The 16,318-nt window shown below is 67.3% G+C and carries 17 protein-coding genes; 8 read left to right on the forward strand and 9 right to left on the reverse strand.

Annotated elements, in window-relative coordinates; translation table 11 throughout:
- The first annotated feature begins 90 nt into the window (after window positions 1-90).
- A complete protein-coding gene (locus tag Aple_RS42200) occupies window positions 91-837 on the forward strand; it encodes a hypothetical protein (protein ID WP_155350390.1) in 747 nt (248 codons plus the stop codon).
- A 51-nt stretch (window positions 838-888) separates the two neighbouring features.
- On the opposite strand, the gene Aple_RS42205 is transcribed toward Aple_RS42200, so the two are convergent.
- From Aple_RS42205 to Aple_RS42235, 7 genes are all read right to left on the reverse strand, one after another.
- Window positions 889-1,422 carry a YfgM family protein gene (locus tag Aple_RS42205; protein ID WP_246265150.1) on the reverse strand — a complete coding sequence of 178 codons (534 nt, stop codon included), beginning with the start codon at window positions 1,420-1,422 and terminating at the stop codon, window positions 889-891.
- A gap of 415 nt (window positions 1,423-1,837) precedes the next feature.
- On the reverse strand, window positions 1,838-2,395 hold the full coding sequence (locus tag Aple_RS42210) for a TetR/AcrR family transcriptional regulator (protein WP_155350408.1): 558 nt from the start codon (window positions 2,393-2,395) through the stop codon (window positions 1,838-1,840).
- A 165-nt stretch (window positions 2,396-2,560) separates the two neighbouring features.
- A complete protein-coding gene (locus Aple_RS42215) occupies window positions 2,561-3,856 on the reverse strand; it encodes a DUF2252 domain-containing protein (protein WP_155350391.1) in 1,296 nt (431 codons plus the stop codon).
- Between the two features lie 67 nt (window positions 3,857-3,923).
- Window positions 3,924-4,991, reverse strand: a complete 1,068-nt coding sequence (locus tag Aple_RS42220) for a CapA family protein (protein WP_246265155.1) — start codon at window positions 4,989-4,991, stop codon at window positions 3,924-3,926.
- 174 nt (window positions 4,992-5,165) lie between these two features.
- Entirely contained in the window at window positions 5,166-5,369 is a 204-nt protein-coding gene (locus tag Aple_RS42225; RefSeq protein ID WP_155350392.1) for a DUF397 domain-containing protein, read from the reverse strand.
- A 286-nt stretch (window positions 5,370-5,655) separates the two neighbouring features.
- Window positions 5,656-5,850: a DUF397 domain-containing protein gene (locus Aple_RS42230; protein WP_155350393.1), complete on the reverse strand. Its 195-nt coding sequence runs from the start codon at window positions 5,848-5,850 to the stop codon at window positions 5,656-5,658.
- Window positions 5,851-5,887: 37 nt separating this feature from the next.
- A complete protein-coding gene (locus tag Aple_RS42235; RefSeq protein WP_155350394.1) occupies window positions 5,888-6,751 on the reverse strand; it encodes a helix-turn-helix domain-containing protein in 864 nt (287 codons plus the stop codon).
- Between the two features lie 349 nt (window positions 6,752-7,100).
- Here Aple_RS42235 and Aple_RS42240 point away from each other — a divergent pair, with 349 nt between their 5' ends.
- From Aple_RS42240 to Aple_RS42265, 6 genes are all read left to right on the forward strand, one after another.
- A complete protein-coding gene (locus Aple_RS42240) occupies window positions 7,101-7,322 on the forward strand; it encodes a hypothetical protein (protein WP_155350395.1) in 222 nt (73 codons plus the stop codon).
- A 137-nt stretch (window positions 7,323-7,459) separates the two neighbouring features.
- Window positions 7,460-9,592, forward strand: a complete 2,133-nt coding sequence (locus Aple_RS42245; RefSeq protein ID WP_155350396.1) for a molybdopterin-dependent oxidoreductase — start codon at window positions 7,460-7,462, stop codon at window positions 9,590-9,592.
- Between the two features lie 51 nt (window positions 9,593-9,643).
- Complete coding sequence (locus Aple_RS42250) at window positions 9,644-10,246, forward strand: HD domain-containing protein (RefSeq protein WP_155350397.1); 603 nt, start codon at window positions 9,644-9,646, stop codon at window positions 10,244-10,246.
- A gap of 297 nt (window positions 10,247-10,543) precedes the next feature.
- On the forward strand, window positions 10,544-11,374 hold the full coding sequence (locus tag Aple_RS42255) for a Rieske (2Fe-2S) protein (protein WP_246265156.1): 831 nt from the start codon (window positions 10,544-10,546) through the stop codon (window positions 11,372-11,374).
- A gap of 524 nt (window positions 11,375-11,898) precedes the next feature.
- The gene (locus Aple_RS42260; RefSeq protein ID WP_155350399.1) at window positions 11,899-12,654 is read left to right on the forward strand and encodes a sulfite exporter TauE/SafE family protein; all 756 of its coding nucleotides are present in this window, start codon (window positions 11,899-11,901) and stop codon (window positions 12,652-12,654) included.
- A 40-nt stretch (window positions 12,655-12,694) separates the two neighbouring features.
- Window positions 12,695-12,922, forward strand: a complete 228-nt coding sequence (locus Aple_RS42265; protein ID WP_155350400.1) for a DUF8836 family protein — start codon at window positions 12,695-12,697, stop codon at window positions 12,920-12,922.
- A gap of 454 nt (window positions 12,923-13,376) precedes the next feature.
- Here Aple_RS42265 and Aple_RS42270 read toward each other — a convergent pair whose 3' ends face one another.
- Both Aple_RS42270 and Aple_RS42275 read right to left on the reverse strand, forming a co-directional pair.
- Window positions 13,377-14,348 carry an SPFH domain-containing protein gene (locus Aple_RS42270; RefSeq protein WP_155350401.1) on the reverse strand — a complete coding sequence of 324 codons (972 nt, stop codon included), beginning with the start codon at window positions 14,346-14,348 and terminating at the stop codon, window positions 13,377-13,379.
- A 240-nt stretch (window positions 14,349-14,588) separates the two neighbouring features.
- The gene (locus tag Aple_RS42275) at window positions 14,589-15,377 is read right to left on the reverse strand and encodes an ABC transporter ATP-binding protein (RefSeq protein WP_155350402.1); all 789 of its coding nucleotides are present in this window, start codon (window positions 15,375-15,377) and stop codon (window positions 14,589-14,591) included.
- 70 nt (window positions 15,378-15,447) lie between these two features.
- Here Aple_RS42275 and Aple_RS42280 point away from each other — a divergent pair, with 70 nt between their 5' ends.
- A complete protein-coding gene (locus Aple_RS42280; protein WP_155350403.1) occupies window positions 15,448-16,245 on the forward strand; it encodes an Rv1486c family protein in 798 nt (265 codons plus the stop codon).
- The last annotated feature ends 73 nt before the right edge of the window (window positions 16,246-16,318 follow it).

Consider the following 16,318-nt stretch of genomic DNA (forward strand, 5'->3'; position numbering starts at 1 on the left):
CCACGCTTGAGGCAAGGCGGCCTCTCCCCCTGGGACTGCGGGCTACGTTCGGCGCTTGTCGGACTACCGTAAGCGAACAGGGGGACATGCGTGTCACGCAACATCGGGCGGTGCGGTGCCGTGCTGGCGGCGGTCACCGTCGTGGGAGTCGCCTGGGCCGGCCAAGCCCAGGCTCAGGTTCGGGTTCATCCGGGGGCGGCCGACCGCTGCGCCCGGTCGGCTGTGGTCGGGCTAGCGAACAAGGTCGCCAACAAGGTCACGGCGACGACCGGAGCCGTGGCCGGGCGGAACGGCCGGGCCGCCGTCGGCACGGCGCTGGTGGCCGTGGGCCGCACCGGCGTGTTCACCGTGCTGCCGTGCGGCGTGGATCCGCGTTCGCGGGCAAGCTACCGGCTGGCCGCCATCGCCGGGCTGCCGGGCCTGTCGGCGGCGTCGGGGGTGCTCAGCGTGGCCGACGCGGCGGGCGTGGCGGCCGGTTCCGGCCGGGCCGCGCTGCCGGGACTGGCGGATCTTCCGGACGTGCCGGGGCTGCGGGATGCGAGCTCGCTGGTCACACTGCCCGAGCTGCCGGGCGTGCCGCCGCTCCCGGGGACGCCGAAGTCGCCCGCGCCCAATCTGGTGCTCGCCAAGACCATGACCGGCGAGCTGAGCGGGATGGCCGCCGGGATCCCGGCCACGTCCGGGCTGCCGGAGGCTCCCGCGGTTCCGGCGGTGCCCGCCGTACCCGACGACGAGCTGCTGCCCGCGGCGTCGCTGCTGCCGAAGGCCCTGCCGGACGCGCCCGGCACGGTCACCAAGATCGCCAAGAGCCTGCTGGGCGACACCCTGGTTCCCTGAGCCGGGGACCACGAGAAGGGGCCGCGCACCCGCGCGGCCCCTTCTCTCGCGTCAGCGGGAGACGTCGAGCAGGGCGTCGAGGTCGTCCTCGGGGAGGCCCAGGTCGATGCGGATCCGGTAGCGGGTGCGGAGCAGGGCCTCGCGGAGCAGGCCGGGCGGGCAGGCGTCCACGCCGTCGGTGGCCCATTCGTGCGCGCCGTTCAGGTCACCGTACGCGGCGAGGGTCTCTGCGATGGTGAGGGCGGTCGCGGGAGTCCAGCCGGCCCTTCTGATGGTGGCGATCATGTCGACCGCCTCATCGGGGCGTTCCAGTTCGAAAAGGGTGTCGGCGATGCCCGCGCGCGGGTCCACCGGCGCCTCACCGCCGTCGTCCGCCGCCTGCTGGAACCGGTCGAGGGCGGCCGCCGGTTGGCCCGACTGCCGCCACTCCTCCGCCGCCAGAACGAGGATCGCCGCCCTCGACACCTCGCCCGTCTCGTACGACTGGGCGAGCACGTCCAGCTGACGGGCGAGGGCACCGTGGTCGTCGAGAAGGAGTGCCTGTTCGAGCAGACGATCAAGCTGCTCCCGCGTCACATGTGCCACAAGGATGAGGCTATCTAGAGAGGGGGGTCTTTGACTGGACAACGGCAGGCATTCGTCTGTCCACGATTGGTCCAGGATCAGTTCAGCCGCGTCTGCTGGTGAGCCGGACGGGCATATTTCCCTCGCCTGAGGTGCGTCGAGGGCGAGGGGGCTGCGGTGGCGAAATCCAAGCAGACGACCTTCACGCTCCTGTGTGCGGCCGTGCTGTCCGTGGCACTGCCGGGGTTCGCGGGGTACGCGTCCGCAAAGTTCGAGGCCTATGACCAGACAAAGAGGGAACTGGCCAGGTTGCGCGCCCAGCTCGACGAGCCCACCATCCAGGGGCGGAAGATCCAGGGACCGAGAATTCAGGGGCCGGGTGTGGCGGAACCCACGAACTCCCCGGAACCATCCGATCCCGCCATTGCCGGATATTTCATGGGCGTTCCTGGAGTTGGCGGGAGAGATAGCTGCGGATCAGCTCTTTGGCCTGAGCGATGATCTCGGGGGCGCCGTTCGGGTCGCGGCGGAACGCGAGCTTGAGCACCGCGTCCCCGGCTTCCACGGCGACCAGGACCGCCAGGTCGATGCGTTCGCTGTCGGCCATGCCGTACTCCTTGAGGAGCATGCCGCGCAGGCGTCCGGCGATCACCGTGTTGTTGTCGGAGACCGAGTCGAGCAGGTTGAGGTCGACCGCGTCGCTGAAGTGCAGGGAGCGGAAGCCGGGCACGGTTCGGTGCATGTCGACGTACTCGTCGATGATGGTGTCGACCGCGCCCCACCATCCGTCGAAATCTTCTGACATGAACCGGCGGCCGACCCGGGACACGAACAGCTCCACGTTGCGCCGGGTCAGGGCCTGGCTGATCGCGCGTTTGTCGGGGAAGAACTGGTAGACCGAGCCGATCGCGACCCCGGCGCGTTCGGCGATGCGCGTGGTCGACAACGAGTCGTAGCCGAATTCGTCCAGGAGTGAGGCGCAGGCGTCGAGCATGCGTTCGACGCGTCGCGCGCTGCGGCGCTGCGTGGGCCGACGGCGTAACGAGGAGGTTTCCAGGTCGTCGAAGTCGTCAAGTGGCTGGCTGGACACGCCTCCATTTTTACCCGTTCTTCCCAGCACGGGTCAGGTCTTACCGGCTAGTTCCGCATTTTGCGTCGGTTACAACCCCGGGAATCGCCCGTTGCGGAACAGGTCCACGAAAAGCTGGTGGTCCTGGCGGGCTCGCGCGCCGTAGGCGTGGGCGAAATCCACGAGCATCGCGACGAAGCCGTCGTGGTCTCCGTTGACCGCGCCCGCGATCGCCTCCTCGGTGGAGAAGTCGACCAGGTCGTGGCTGGACTCGTCGTCGGCGACCGAGTGCATGCGCGCGACCGCTCGCCCGAGATCGCGCACCACCGACGACAGGTCGCCCGGCTCGTTGACGTCGCTCCAGTCCAGATCCGCCGAGTACGGCGACACCTCCGCGACCAGCTGCCCCACCCCGTTGAGCACCGTGTAGCCGAGCCACGGATCGGCGTAGGCCTGCAACGCCCGCTGCGACTCCGCCGTGCGATGCCCCTGATGCTGGAAATATCTGTGCACCTTCTCGTCGGTGATGTAGCGCGCCACCGCCGGGACCTGCGCCTGCTTCATGTACAGGATCACGTCGTTCTCCAGCGCCTGCGTGTGCCCTTCGAGCAGCAGGTTGTAGGACGGCAGCCCCGCCGACCCGATCCCGATGCCCTTGCGCAGCGCCACATCCTTGATCACGTGCTCGACCGGGTTGAGCGGCGCGGGCAACGTGCCCAGATAGTCCTGGAACGCCTCGATCACCGTGCCCCGGGTGATCGCGTCCACCGGCAGCCGGCTCTCGGTGAGCGTGAACCGGCGCTCGAAGTCGTCGATCGTGGTCTCCTGGTCGAGCATCGACACCCGAGTGTTCAGCCGCGCGGTCTGCAGCACCCGGTGCAGCACCCCGGCGGTGGTGTCCAGCGTGAGCGACCCGATCGCGTCGTCCCCGCCGTGCGCGATCCCGAGCAGTTCCCCCAGGTAGGAATGCGCGAAGTCCCCCACCAACCTGCTGATCACCTCATCGGAGAGCGCCTTGGCATACCCGATCAAGGCGACACTCGCCACGAACCTCTTCAAATCCCACGTGTACGGCCCGACATACGCCTCGTCGAAGTCGTTGACGTTGAACACCAGCACCCCGGAGGCGTTCATGTACGTGCCGAAGTTCTCGGCATGCAGGTCGCCGTGGATCCAGACGCGGCGGGTGAGATCGTCGAGATAGGAGTCGTCGGCCAGTTCCGTGGACAGATCCGCGTAGAACAGGCACGCGCTGCCGCGATAGAACGCGAACGGCGTCGCCGCCATCTTGCGGAACTTCCGCTGGAAAGCCGCCGGTTCCCGGGCGATCGAGTCCCCGAACTCGGCCAGGAGAACGTCGAGAATGTACTGAGACCGCTGCGTCATGAGTGGACGTTAATGCCGTGGCCGCGTCTTGCACCATGACAGGTCGGGGAAATTCTGGTGACTCCAGCTAGGACGGTTTCGCTGTCAGGCCCGTACAGGACCGCAGAGCCCGCCAATTGGCGGTCGCCTGCTTGCCCGCGGACCCGGTGACCGGCACGGGCACGCCGCCGTTGATCCGCGCGGGAGTCCACTGGTCTTTCAGCACCCGGCGGCCGTTGATGGTCAGGGTGAGCACCCCGGTCTGCCCGGTTTCCGGCCCCCAGTTGTAGAAGACGAAGTTGCCGAGCCCGTAGCTGACGTAGCTCTTGTCGAGGTAGCCGGCGCCCAGCAGGATGTGCGCGTGCCCGCCCACGATCACGTCGGCGCCCGCCTCGACCAGCTTCGGCGCCAGCGCGCGCTGCGCGTCGTTGGGGCATTTCTGCAGTTCGGTCCCCCAGTGCAGGTGCACGATCACGGTGTCGGAGTTCTTGCGCGCGTTCCGGACCGCCTGTAAGAGCCGCCCCTCCTCCTTCGCCGACGCGAGACCGCCCTTCGTGCTGGTGGCCGTCCAGGCCGAGATGAACTCGGCGTCCAGCACCTGCGTCGCCCCGATGATCGCGACCCGGTTCCCGTTCACCGTGGTCCGCCACGGCCGGTACGCCTCCGCCGCGTTCTTCCCGATCCCCACGATCGGATACTTGGTGCGCTTGATCGCCGCCAGCGAATCCTGCAGCCCGGTGTCCATGTAGTCCATGCCGTGGTTGTTCGCCATCGAGGCGACATCCACCCCGGCCGCCTTCAGCGCCGTGAACGCGCTGGGCGGTGCCCGGAACGTGTACTGCTTGCCGGGCGCGGGCGTGCCACCCGTGGTCACCGCCGTCTCCAGGTTGACCATGGCCAGGTCGGCCCGCCTGAGCACCTTCGCGATCGGCCCAAGCGCGGTCCGCGGATTGGCGTTGAGCCGGGTCCGCAGCACCCCCTCGAAGTGCACGTCCCCCCCGAACGCGATCGTGTACGGCTGGCGCGTCGGTTTCGGCGGCACCGTGGCCGTGGCCTCGGGCTCATCCACCGACTCGGAGACCGGCTCCCCCTCGGCCGCACTGCATCCGATCGCAAGCACGGCAAAGACGAGGACGGCCACCAAATTGCTCTTCACGCACCTGAGCATGCCATCTCGGACGGTCTCCCAGGCAGTTCCCCACGCCACGCTGGAACTATTCCTTTACTTGAACAACTCAGCTTAGTGTCCGTGACTCCATGGCGACGCGAAAGGCCTGCGCCCCCTCCGGGAGGACGCGGGCCTTTCATACGAAAGGGCCCTCACGGGCCCTTACAGGTCAAACTCCCCATCCTTGATCCCGGCGGCTAGAGCCCGCCAGTCTTCCACAGAAACGATCAGAGCCACCCCGCTCAAATCGTTGCTGTCCCTGATCCCCACGTGCCTGAGACCCAGCCGGGCCACCTCAAGGCAGTTCCCATTAGAGCTGTGGCGGCTCTTACGCCAGTCGGCCTTGGACAGGTCGAAATCCAGCACTGCCCACCCCTTTTCGTCGAATCTACTATAAGGATGAAGGCACGCGTGCAATCCCTCAAGACTATAAACCTGGTCCAACCACCATCAAACGCCGTTTTGACCATGTTTCGCCCAAGTCGGCGAGCATTGCGATCCGATGATCGTCGCTGGCTCCTTACGCGCTAACATCGTGTGGTTCAAGAATGATCTAGCAGTCAGACATTTCGGACAAATCGGATTCACTCCCCAGGTGCGGCCTGGGGCATGCGGAAGACGGCTCCGGTGTTGGCGCACTGGGGCCGTTTTGCTACAGATCGAACTCGGCGCCCTTCACGCCCCGGACGAACGCATCCCACTCACTCGGAGTGAAGACGAGGGCGTGACCGTGTGGGTCCTTGCTGTCGCGGACGCCGATATTCCCGCCGTCAAGGCGGGCGACCTCCACGCAGTTGCCGTTCGTGCTGAACGAACTCTTCTGCCAGACTCCAATGCTGTTACTCATTTGGGCGATCTATCCATATCCGCGCGGCCGGCATACCTCAGGTCTGCCATTGCACTATTGCTTCCTGAATTAGACGCCGCGAATCCGACTCGTCTCGTGCTCCCTTCGCCAGATGCTCGAAGGCCCGCTCATAAGAAAAGACAGCTTCCACACCTTCGATGAAACGTCCACCTGTGAGGTCTTCCAGATAGACGATGTCAGGGAAGTCGCGGAACGTGAAATGGACGAAAGGTCCGGTGGTCATCGGCACTTGCGTCGCCTCGGGAGTGATTCGAATCTCCACATTATCCCTGGTAGCGATGTCATCCAGGTACTGAAGCTGATTCCGCATGATGGCCCCGTCTCCGACGGGGCGGTGGAGCACCGGCTCGTCGATAATCACCTGCAGGGTCAGGGGCTCCGGAGCGAACAGGTGCGTTCGCTGGCGCCGCATTCGCGCTTCGACCCTGCTATGCGACCAGATCGGGGGAATCTGGTTGATCGGCTGGACGAGGTGCCCCAGAAGCGCCCGTGCGTACTCCTCGGTTTGGAGCAGACCGGGCACCACATGGGGTTCCCAGTTTCGCATCACAGTGGCTTCCGCTTCAAAACCAATGTAGGCGACATAGCCCTGGTCGAGGGCAGCGCTCTCTTTCTCCCACCAGCCTTTTTGAGCGGCGGTCAGGCGGAGTTTCTGCACATTCCCAAATACGCCGTCACCGACCTCGTACAGGTTGAGCAAGGTCGTGACGTCACTCTCCGTGGGGAGTGTCTTAGCAGTTTCGATACGGCTGAGCTTCGCGGCTGACCAGCCCACCCGCTTCGCCGCGTCTTCACCGTTGAGGTCGGTGGCCTCACGAAGTCGGCGTAGCTCCTGCGCGAGGCGTCGGCGCCGGGGGTTGGGCGCATCGACCTCTGCCATCCCAACCACCGTCCCCTACAACTCGCGCGCTGGGCTGGACGGCCCCTATCGGAGGGACCTCCCCTATCGTATGCAAATTGCACAAGCCATTGCACGCATTCGAAGGTTTTTCTTGCGTCACGTCTTGCAGACAATTCTCTTCTGAGCGACCATCAAGACAGGAAGGTACATCGAAGATCACCAGGCCAGCCGATGATCGTCCGGCGTACGGCTACGCAATCCGGCAAAGGCGCCGTTCCCCAACCCCGTAGATGTCCTTGCGACGAAGCAAGGAAAAGGCCGGGTCGAAGGCTGCCACCGACGACCCGGCCTGAGAGCTCCAGTCGAAGCCACCGAGAAGGAGTCTCCTATGCACTTCCACGGTACCAATGCCCTCTTGCTATGCAAGGCCCAGCTCATACTGCTTCTTGACGGTGCGGACCGGCGGCTCTGCGCGGACCAGGACCGTTGGGCCTACGAGCTGGAATGGACCATAACGCGGGCCGGCTTCGGCGCCCGGCAGTACCGCGATCCCCGCTTCGACCTCGTGCAGGAGGTAGAAGCGGCCGGCCGAATGGCCCTGATGAGCTGAGCCGTTTCCGCGCCTCCCCGCTGGAAAGGGTTCAGAAGGGCGCCTTGGCGGTCCGCGGGGGCGTCAGGGCGCCGGGAAGCCCCGGAACAGAGCTATATTCGGTTCTGGGGCTTCCGCCATTCCCTTCAGGAGTGCACATGAGCGTCGTGTATCGAACCTGTCCGCTCTGCGAGGCCGTGTGCGGCCTGAAGATCACCCTCGACGATGCCGGACATGTCACCGATGTGCGCGGCGACCGGGAGGACCCCTTCAGCCGGGGATTCATCTGTCCCAAAGGCGCCTCGCTCGGCCGCCTCGACGAGGACCCCGACCGCCTGCGCGCCCCGCTCGTCCGGGACGGCGACCAGTGGCGCGAGGTCTCCTGGCCGGAGGCGTTCGCCGCCGTCGAACGCGGCCTGGCCGCCGTGCCCGGCCCGGCGAGGGCCATCTACCTGGGCAACCCGAGCGCGCACACGATGGCCGGCGCGCTGTACGGCTCGGCGGTCGCCCGTAGCCTCGGCACCCGCGCCGTCTTCTCCGCCAGCACCGCCGACCAGATGCCCAAGCACGTCTCCTGCGGCCTGATGTTCGGCAACCCGCTGGCCATCCCGGTGCCCGACCTGGACCGCACCGCCTATCTGCTCATGCTGGGCGCCAACCCGCTGGAGTCCAACGGCTCGCTCTGCACCGCGCCCGACTTCCCCGGCCGCCTGAAGGCGATCAGGAAGCGGGGCGGGCGTCTGGTCGTGGTCGACCCGCGCCGGACCCGCACCGCCGACCTGGCCGACGAGCATGTCTTCGTGCTGCCCGGCACGGATGCGTACCTGCTGGCGGGGATCGCCCACACGCTGTTCGCCGAGGGTCTGGTCACGGTGGACACGCCGGTCAACGGCCTGGCCGAGGTGGAGGCCGCGCTCCGCGACTTCCCCGCCGAGATCGCCGCGCGGGCGTGCGGGGTGCCCGCCGCCGTGATCGTACGGCTGGCGCGTGAGCTTGCCGCCGCTCCGAGCGCCGCCGTGTACGCCCGCCTTGGCACCTGTACGGCCGAGTTCGGGACGATCACCCAGTGGCTGGTGGACGTGCTCAACGTGCTGACCGGCAACCTGGATCGGCCTGGTGGGGCCATGTTCGCTCGGCCGGCTACCGAAAAGGCCGGGCGGCGCAAGCCGTACCGGACGGGGCGGTGGCACAGCAGGGTGCGCGGGCTGCCGGAGGCCAACGGCGAGTTGCCGGTGGCGACGCTGGCCGATGAGATCGAGACGCCGGGTGAGGGGCAGGTCAGGGCGCTTATCACGATCGCCGGGAATCCAGTGCTTTCGGCGCCCAATGGGGCTCGGCTGGATCGGGCGTTCCGGGGGCTCGAGTTCATGGTGAGCGTGGATCCGTATCTGAACGAGACCACTCGGCACGCGCATGTGATCCTGCCGCCGCCGCGGATGCTCAACTCTGGGCATTTCGACTTCGCGTTGCTGGGGTTCGCGGTGCGCAACTATGTCAGGTATTCGCCTGCGGCGCTGCCCCTGGACGGCGCGCCGCCGGAGACCGAGATCCTGGCCCGGCTGGCGATGATCGCGTCCGGGCAGGGGGCGGACGCGGATCCGGCGCTGCTGGACGAGCTCATCCTGGACGGTTTGCTCGGTCAGTCCCCGGAACGGCGCGCCGCGCTGGACGGCTCGTCGGGGGCCGAACTGCGGCTGGACGCGATGCTGCGGCTGGGCCCGTATGGCGAGTGGTCCGGGGGTGGTGACCTGTCCTTGCGCAAGCTGCGCGAGCATCCGCACGGGATCGATCTCGGCCCGCTGGAGCCCCGGCTTCCGGGCAACCTGGCGACGGCTTCCGGCATGATCGAGCTGGCCCCGGAGGGGATCATGGCCGATCTGGTACGGCTCCGCGCGCGGCTTTCTGCGGAAATACCGGAATTTTTGCTGATTGGGCGGCGGCATTTGCGGTCCAACAACAGCTGGCTGCACAACGTGGGACCGCTGGTGGGCGGGAGCAATCAGTGCACGTTGCAGATCAATCCGGCGGATGTGGCACGGCTGGGGCTTGGGCGGGAGGCGGTGGTGCGGTCGGCGAAGGGCGAGCTGACCGTGCCGCTGGAGCCGACTGACACGATCATGCCAGGGGTGGTGAGCCTGCCGCACGGCTGGGGGCACGAGGGCAGCGCGCAGGCGGTCGCGGCCAAGAACGCGGGGGTGAGCGTAAACGTGCTCACCGACGAGGATGTGATCGACCCGCTGTCCGGCAATGCCGTGTTCAACGGGGTTCCGGTGAGTTTGGCCATACGATGATCTTGCCAACTCGGCCGCTAAGGGTGATCACGTCCGATTAGGCTTGCGCAGGTGACCACCGCGCATCACGAGGACCGCCTGTCGGGCCAGATCCAGTTCATTCTGGAGATCGACAAGCTGAAACGCGTCCTGCGGCGCAACCTGCTCATCGACGGCTCCCGGCGGGAGAACGACGCCGAGCATTCCTGGCATCTCGGGATGCTGGCGTTGGTCATGGCCGAGCATGCCGAGCCTGGGGTGAATCTGGACCGGGTGGTACGGATGCTGCTCGTGCACGACATCGTGGAGATCGACGCCGGGGACACGTTCATCTACGACGTGGTGGCGGTGGAGGCGCAGGAGGCGGCCGAGCGGGCGGCGGCGGATCGCATCTTCGGGCTGCTGCCTGGTGATCAGGCCACCGAGTTCCGGGCGTTGTGGGATGAGTTCGAGGCGCGCGAGACCCCGGAGGCGCGGTTCGCGAAGGCGCTCGATCGGCTGGCTCCGATCATGGCCAATCATCACAATGAGGGCGGCACCTGGGCGTTGTACAAGGTGACGGCGCGGCAGGTTCGGGAGAAGGTCGCGATCATCTCGGATGGGTCGGCGACGCTGGGAGCGTTCGCGGTGGACCTGGTGGAGACATCTGTGGCGCGGGGACACCTGGCGCCCTGACACCCGGGACATCCCACACTTCGACGCCTGGGGCCGTTCGCGGTGGAGTTCGTGGAGACATCTGTGACGCAGGGACGCCTGGTGCCCTGACGCCCGGGATATCTCGCACTTCGACGCCTGGACCCGGGGGGCAACTGACGTGGGCATCTCTCGCCCTGGCTCCGGGGTCTGGCGGCCCGGATGTTCGCCTTGCGGAGGCGGGGGTAGGTCGGTCAGGGGGTGAAATCGATGGATAAATCGACCGAACCGCGCCGGGCAAACCGTCTCATCGCTCCGCCTGGGGAGGCCTTGGACCGGTTGGAGCACAGTAGTCGGCTTGATCCGCCGATACGGGCGCTGGCGAAAGCCGTACGAGCCAGGATCCGGCCGGGGCGTTTGCGGGACATTCTGCACGGAGTGCCGATCGGGCATCCGCTTCATCCGTCGCTGGCCACGTTCACGCTGGGGTCCCTGGCGGGGACCGCCGTGCTCGACCTGACCTCGGCTGATCCACGGGCGGCGCGCGTGCTTCTGGCGACGGGGCTGGCGGCCGCGCTGCCGACGGCGGCGGCCGGGATCACCGACTGGTCGTCGCTGCATCGGGAACAGCAGCGGGTCGGCTTCGTCCACGCGGTGGCCAATGTGACCGCTCTCAGCCTCTACACCACCTCGCTCCTCATGCGCCTCACCGGCCGTGCCCGAACCGGCCGGACCCTGTCCTTTCTGGGTTTCGGGGCCGCGAGCCTGGCGGGATATCTCGGCGGGCACCTGGCGCATCGCCAAGCCGCCGGAGCCAATCACGCCGAATCGGTCACCCATCTGGTCCCGACCGGCTGGCACGACCTGTGCGCCCTCCGCGAGCTCCCCAACGGCCGCCCTGTCATGCGCCGCCTCGGCTACATCGACCTTTTCGTCCTCCGCCTGGGCGAAACGGTCGCCATTCTCGCCGACGGCTGCTCTCACCTGGCCGGCCCGCTCCACCAGGGCCGCATCGCCGTCGACAACGGCACCCCCTGCGTCATCTGCCCCTGGCACGGCAGCGTCTTCCGCCTCACCGACGGCTCCGTGGTCCACGGGCCCGCCACCGCTCCCCAACCCTCCCTGCAAACCCGCCTGAGCGAGGATGGCATAGTCCAGGTCTGTGTCTAACAGGCGTACGCGGCGGCTACCGGCAACCCCTGGCCTCAGCCGCGTTCGGTCTTCCACCATCCACGGACATGACCGCGACCACGAAACGGACACAAGCCTCGTTCCAACCCACCGCCTTCGACGGCCGTAACCACGGACCCGAAGACAGCGACAGAGCCACGTCCCGACCCACCACCTTCCACGGCCGCAACCACGGACCCGAAGACAGCGACGAAGCCACGTCCCGACCCACCACCTTCCACGGCCGCAACCACGGACCCGAAGACAGCGACAGAGCCACGTCCCGACCCACCACCTTCCACGGCCGTAACCACGGCCCCGAGGACGGTGACGGAGCCGCGTTCCGGCATACACCACCATCTGTAGTCATGGCTTGGGATGGGGGCGGGCAAGGCCGGCTCTTGGGGTGCTGCCACTCTGAGCTGAGCGCTTTTGGCGCCGGTACGGCGAGAACCGGGGTCGGAGGTGAACGGCGCCGGAATACGGCGCGTAACTGAACGACTCGCCATGTTGAGGAGATCTTGGTGACACCGCTGGAAGCGGTCGCGGTTTTTGCGGCTGGGGTTGGGGCCGGGGGGATCAATGCCGTGGTCGGGTCAGGGTCGTTGATTACGTTTCCGACGTTGCTGGCGGTGGGGTATCCGCCGGTTGTGGCGAATGTGTCCAACAACATTGGGCTGGTTCCGGGCGGGATTACCAGCGTGCTCGGGTATCGGGCCGAGTTGCAGGGGCAGTTGGAGCGGTTGCTGCGGTTGGGCGCCGGGTCGGTGATGGGGGCGCTGGTCGGGGGGTTGCTGCTGCTGTGGTTGCCGGAGCAGGCGTTCAAGGTGATCGTGCCGGTGTTGATCGCGGTGGCGTGTGTGATGGTGGTGGCGCAGCCGAAACTCAATGTGTGGCTGGCTGAGCGGCGGCCGCTCGCGCATCCACATGGAGGGCCGTGGTTGTGGCTGGGAGTGTTCGGGGCTGGGGTGTATGGGGGATATTTCGGGGCAGCGCAGGGGGTTGTGCTGATCGGGCTGCTGGGCGTTTTCCTCGATGAGAGCTTGCAGCGGGTCAACGCGGCCAAGAATCTGCTCTCCCTGCTGGTCAACGCATCGGCGGCAGTGCTGTTCGTGGTGATCGCTGAGGTCGACTGGACGGCGGTGGCCTTGATCGCGGTTGGGTCCGCGCTCGGCGGATTCATCGGTGCCCGCGTCGGCCGGAAACTCCCCGCTCCCCTCCTGCGCGCCGTGATCGTCATCGTCGGCGTCACGGCCATCGTCAAACTCCTGACAGCCTGAAAAATGCGTACAAATGCTCGAATGTGGGTATGACTAAGGCGTGAAAGGGGATCGAGTAGAAATCGTCATCGACGCCGGAGGCACCCCGCGCACCTACGAGGTCGTCGCGACCAAAGCCGGCCGCCGCGTCGAGGTAACCACCGGCCGCAGCATCGTCGAAGTAAGCGAAGTAACCCGAAACGGCACCCCCGTCCGCACCGCCCGCTTCATGTCCAACCGCATCCTCGCCCTGGTCGAGCACCCGGTAGACGGCACCCCTGCCGCTTAAGCCGGAAAGCCGGTTGCTCGCCGTTATCCGGCGCCGTTCACGCCCAAGCCAGTTTCTCGCCGTACCGGCGCCAAGGCTGGCCGGACGGCTCGGCCCTCCGTCAGGGACGAATTCGCTGGCGACGCTGGCCCGGGCTTCCCCCGTCCACCTCAACCCGTGGGATGTGGACCTGGCCGACTCGACCGTCCGTCACGACCCTGAGGAATGCGGACGAGTTCGGCGGGTCCGCCTCAATCCCGTAGGGATGCGGGCCTGGCCGACTCGACCATCCGTCACGACCCTGAGGAATGCGGACGAGTTCGGCGGGTCCGCCTCAATCCCGTAGGGATGCGGGCCTGGCCGACTCGACCATCCGTCACGACCCCTGAGGAATGCGGACGAGTTCGGCGGCGACGCTGGCCCGGGCTTCCTCCGTCCACCTCACGGGATGTGGGCTGGCCAGCTCGGCCGTCCGTTACTGCCCCTGAGGGGAGGCAGGGCCGGAGGGTCGGCCGATTTCGCCGTCGCGTGGGGGTTCGACCGCTTCTCTTGGGGGGCTGAAGAGGCCGCCCAGGTTTTCGAGGGCGCGGCCCATTTCGGAGGGGACGATCCAGAGTTTGTTGGCGTCGCCCTTGGCGATTTCGGGGAGGGTTTTGAGGTACTGGTAGGCGAGGAGGCGGTCGTCGGGGGCGCCCTCGTGGATGGCTTTGAAGACCATGGCGATGGCGTCGGCTTCGCCCTTGGCGCGCATGGCCTTGGCTTCGGCTTCGGCCTGGGCGCGGAGGACGGCGGCTTCGGCTTCGCCGCGGGCCTTGAGGACCGCGGCTTCGCGTTCGCCCTGCGCGGTGAGGATGGCGGACTGCTTGTTGCCTTCCGCGGTGAGGATGGCGGCGCGTTTGTCGCGATCGGCGCGCATCTGCTTCTCCATCGAATCCTGGATGGAGGCAGGCGGATCGATCGCCTTGAGCTCGACCCGGTTGACGCGGATGCCCCATTTGCCGGTCGCGTCGTCCAGCACCCCGCGCAGCTCGGTGTTGATCTCCTCGCGCGAGGTGAGCGTCCGCTCCAGATCCATCCCGCCGACCACGTTCCGCAGCGTCGTCACGGTCAGCTGCTCCACCGCGACAATGAAGCTCGCGATCTCGTACGTGGCCGCTTTCGGGTCGGTGACCTGGAAATAGATGACCGTGTCGATGGAGACGACCAGGTTGTCCGAGGTGATCACCGGCTGCGGGGGAAACGTCACCACCTGCTCGCGGAGATCGACCTCAACCTTGATCCGGTCGATGAACGGCACCACGATGTTGAGACCCGCGTTGAGGGTCCGGTGGTAGCGACCGAAACGCTCCACGATCCTGGAGGTGGCCTGCGGCACGATTCTGATCGTTCTGGCCAGGGCAAATCCCGCGACACCGACCACGATCAGGGCGGCGATGAGCTCAACCATGCTCTCACTCCAGTCTTTGACCCCGGCTGGAATGCTATTTGGTTTTGCCCATACGCGTGGATTAAGACCACATATCAGAACGACTCGGCCGCCTGCGTCCGTACCGAGGAAACGCGAGACGAGCGAAGACACGGGCTCCGGGGGACGAGAAAGGCGTCGCCCACGGTGACGCGGTCGGCTGCATCACCTCGTCGTTGCGGAGGAGGGCGGCGGCTTAACGGAGCGGCCGAGCCATTGCTATCAGTACGGGCGCGCGTACCACCGGCCGTTATCACCGCGATCGAGGCTGAGCGGCACCCCGAACGTCTTGGACAGGTTGTCGGAGTTCATCACCTGCTCCAGCGGCCCCTGCGCGACCACCGATCCATGCCGCAGCAGCATCACGTGGGTGAACCCGGCCGGCACCTCCTCGACGTGGTGCGTGACCAGCACCATGGTCGGCGACTTCGCGTCCAGGGCCAGCGCGGACAGCCGCCGTACCAGATCTTCCCGGGCGGCCACGTCAAGCCCGGCGGCCGGCTCGTCCAGCAGTAGCAACTCCGGGTCGGGCATGAGGGCCCGAGCGATCTGTACGCGTTTGCGCTCGCCCTCGGACAACGTGCCGAACCGCCGCCGGATCAGGTGCGCGCAGCCGAGTTGATCGATTAATTCGACCGCGCGGGTCACGTCGTTGGAGTCGTACTCCTCGTTCCAGCGCCCGAGAATCGCGTACGACGCGGTGATGACCAGGTCGATGACCTTCTCCTCGGGCGGCACCCGTTCGGCCAGCGCCGAGCTGGCCAACCCGATTCTGGGCCGCAGCTCGAAGACGTCGGTCTGGCCGAGGCGCTCGCCGAGGATCTCCACCGAACCCTCGGTGGGGAACAACAACGCGGCGGCGACCTGCAACAACGTGGTTTTTCCCGCGCCGTTGGGACCGATCACCACCCAACGTTCGTCCTCGCGCACGGTCCATTCGATGCCGCCCAAGAGCGTCGCGCCGTCCCTCCGGACGGCCACGTCCTGCAGCCGAAGCACCTGACCGCCCACGACAGTCCCCCTCCCGTTCGAACACGCTCAGACAAAACCTAACGGAGGACGAGCGCATATCGTGGATCGGGTGCGCACCGATTCACCGATCTCCGCCACCCTTGTCGCCTGGGGCAACGCCTGGCTGACCGGGCACGTCGGTCTTGACGAGGCCGTGGACCGGGTGGAACGCGCCGCGGGCCCGCAGCTCGTGGCCGTGCCCGTGGACGCCGCATCCACCACCGAGGCGGCCGGTTCGCCGCTGCCCGCCGAGGTTTCCGCGTCCGCCGCCGAGCTGGCCGACGTGCCGTTGCGCGGCTTCCTGGCGGACCTGCGCGGCGAAGGATTGACCTCGTTCCGGCTGGCGCTGCCCGCGCCCGGGGATCCGCTGGGGCTGACCGGGCCGCCCGCGTTCACCCGCTCGGCGGTGGCGGCCGAGCAGGCGGCGATCGCCGTACTGGCCGGGAAGCGGCTCGGCCTGGTGCCCGCCGAGGACCGCCGCGGTTCGTCCTATTCCGGGGTACGGTGGGCGACCATGCCCGCCGCGACCACCGACGCCGACGTGCCCCAACTGGCGGAAGCCGAACGCGCCCTGACCCTCACCATGCGCTCCGCAACCGACGCCCTGATCGGCGTAGACGGCCCCACCCAAGGCTTCCCGTCCCTAGACAGCGCCGACGAGGCCCTCGCCCCCGGCTACCCCGGCCGCGCCCACCGCCTGGGCGCCTTGGCCGCCCGCCTCGCCCTCGCCCTCCGCCTCGCCGACGAACGCGGCCTCACCTCCAGCCAACTCACCACCCGCAACGAGGCCCTCCGCGACCTCGACCGCGCAGTACGCCGAGCAAGAATCGCCGCCCACCATGCAATCGTGGAACTCAGAACGCCTTAGGGCATCCACCAGAACGAGCTGGTCACCGGGTGGCTCACCGCTTCCCTGCGGGCCCTGCCCGCCCCTGGTACCC

The sequence above is a fragment of the Acrocarpospora pleiomorpha genome (genome assembly GCF_009687885.1).
GTDB lineage: Bacteria > Actinomycetota > Actinomycetes > Streptosporangiales > Streptosporangiaceae > Acrocarpospora > Acrocarpospora pleiomorpha.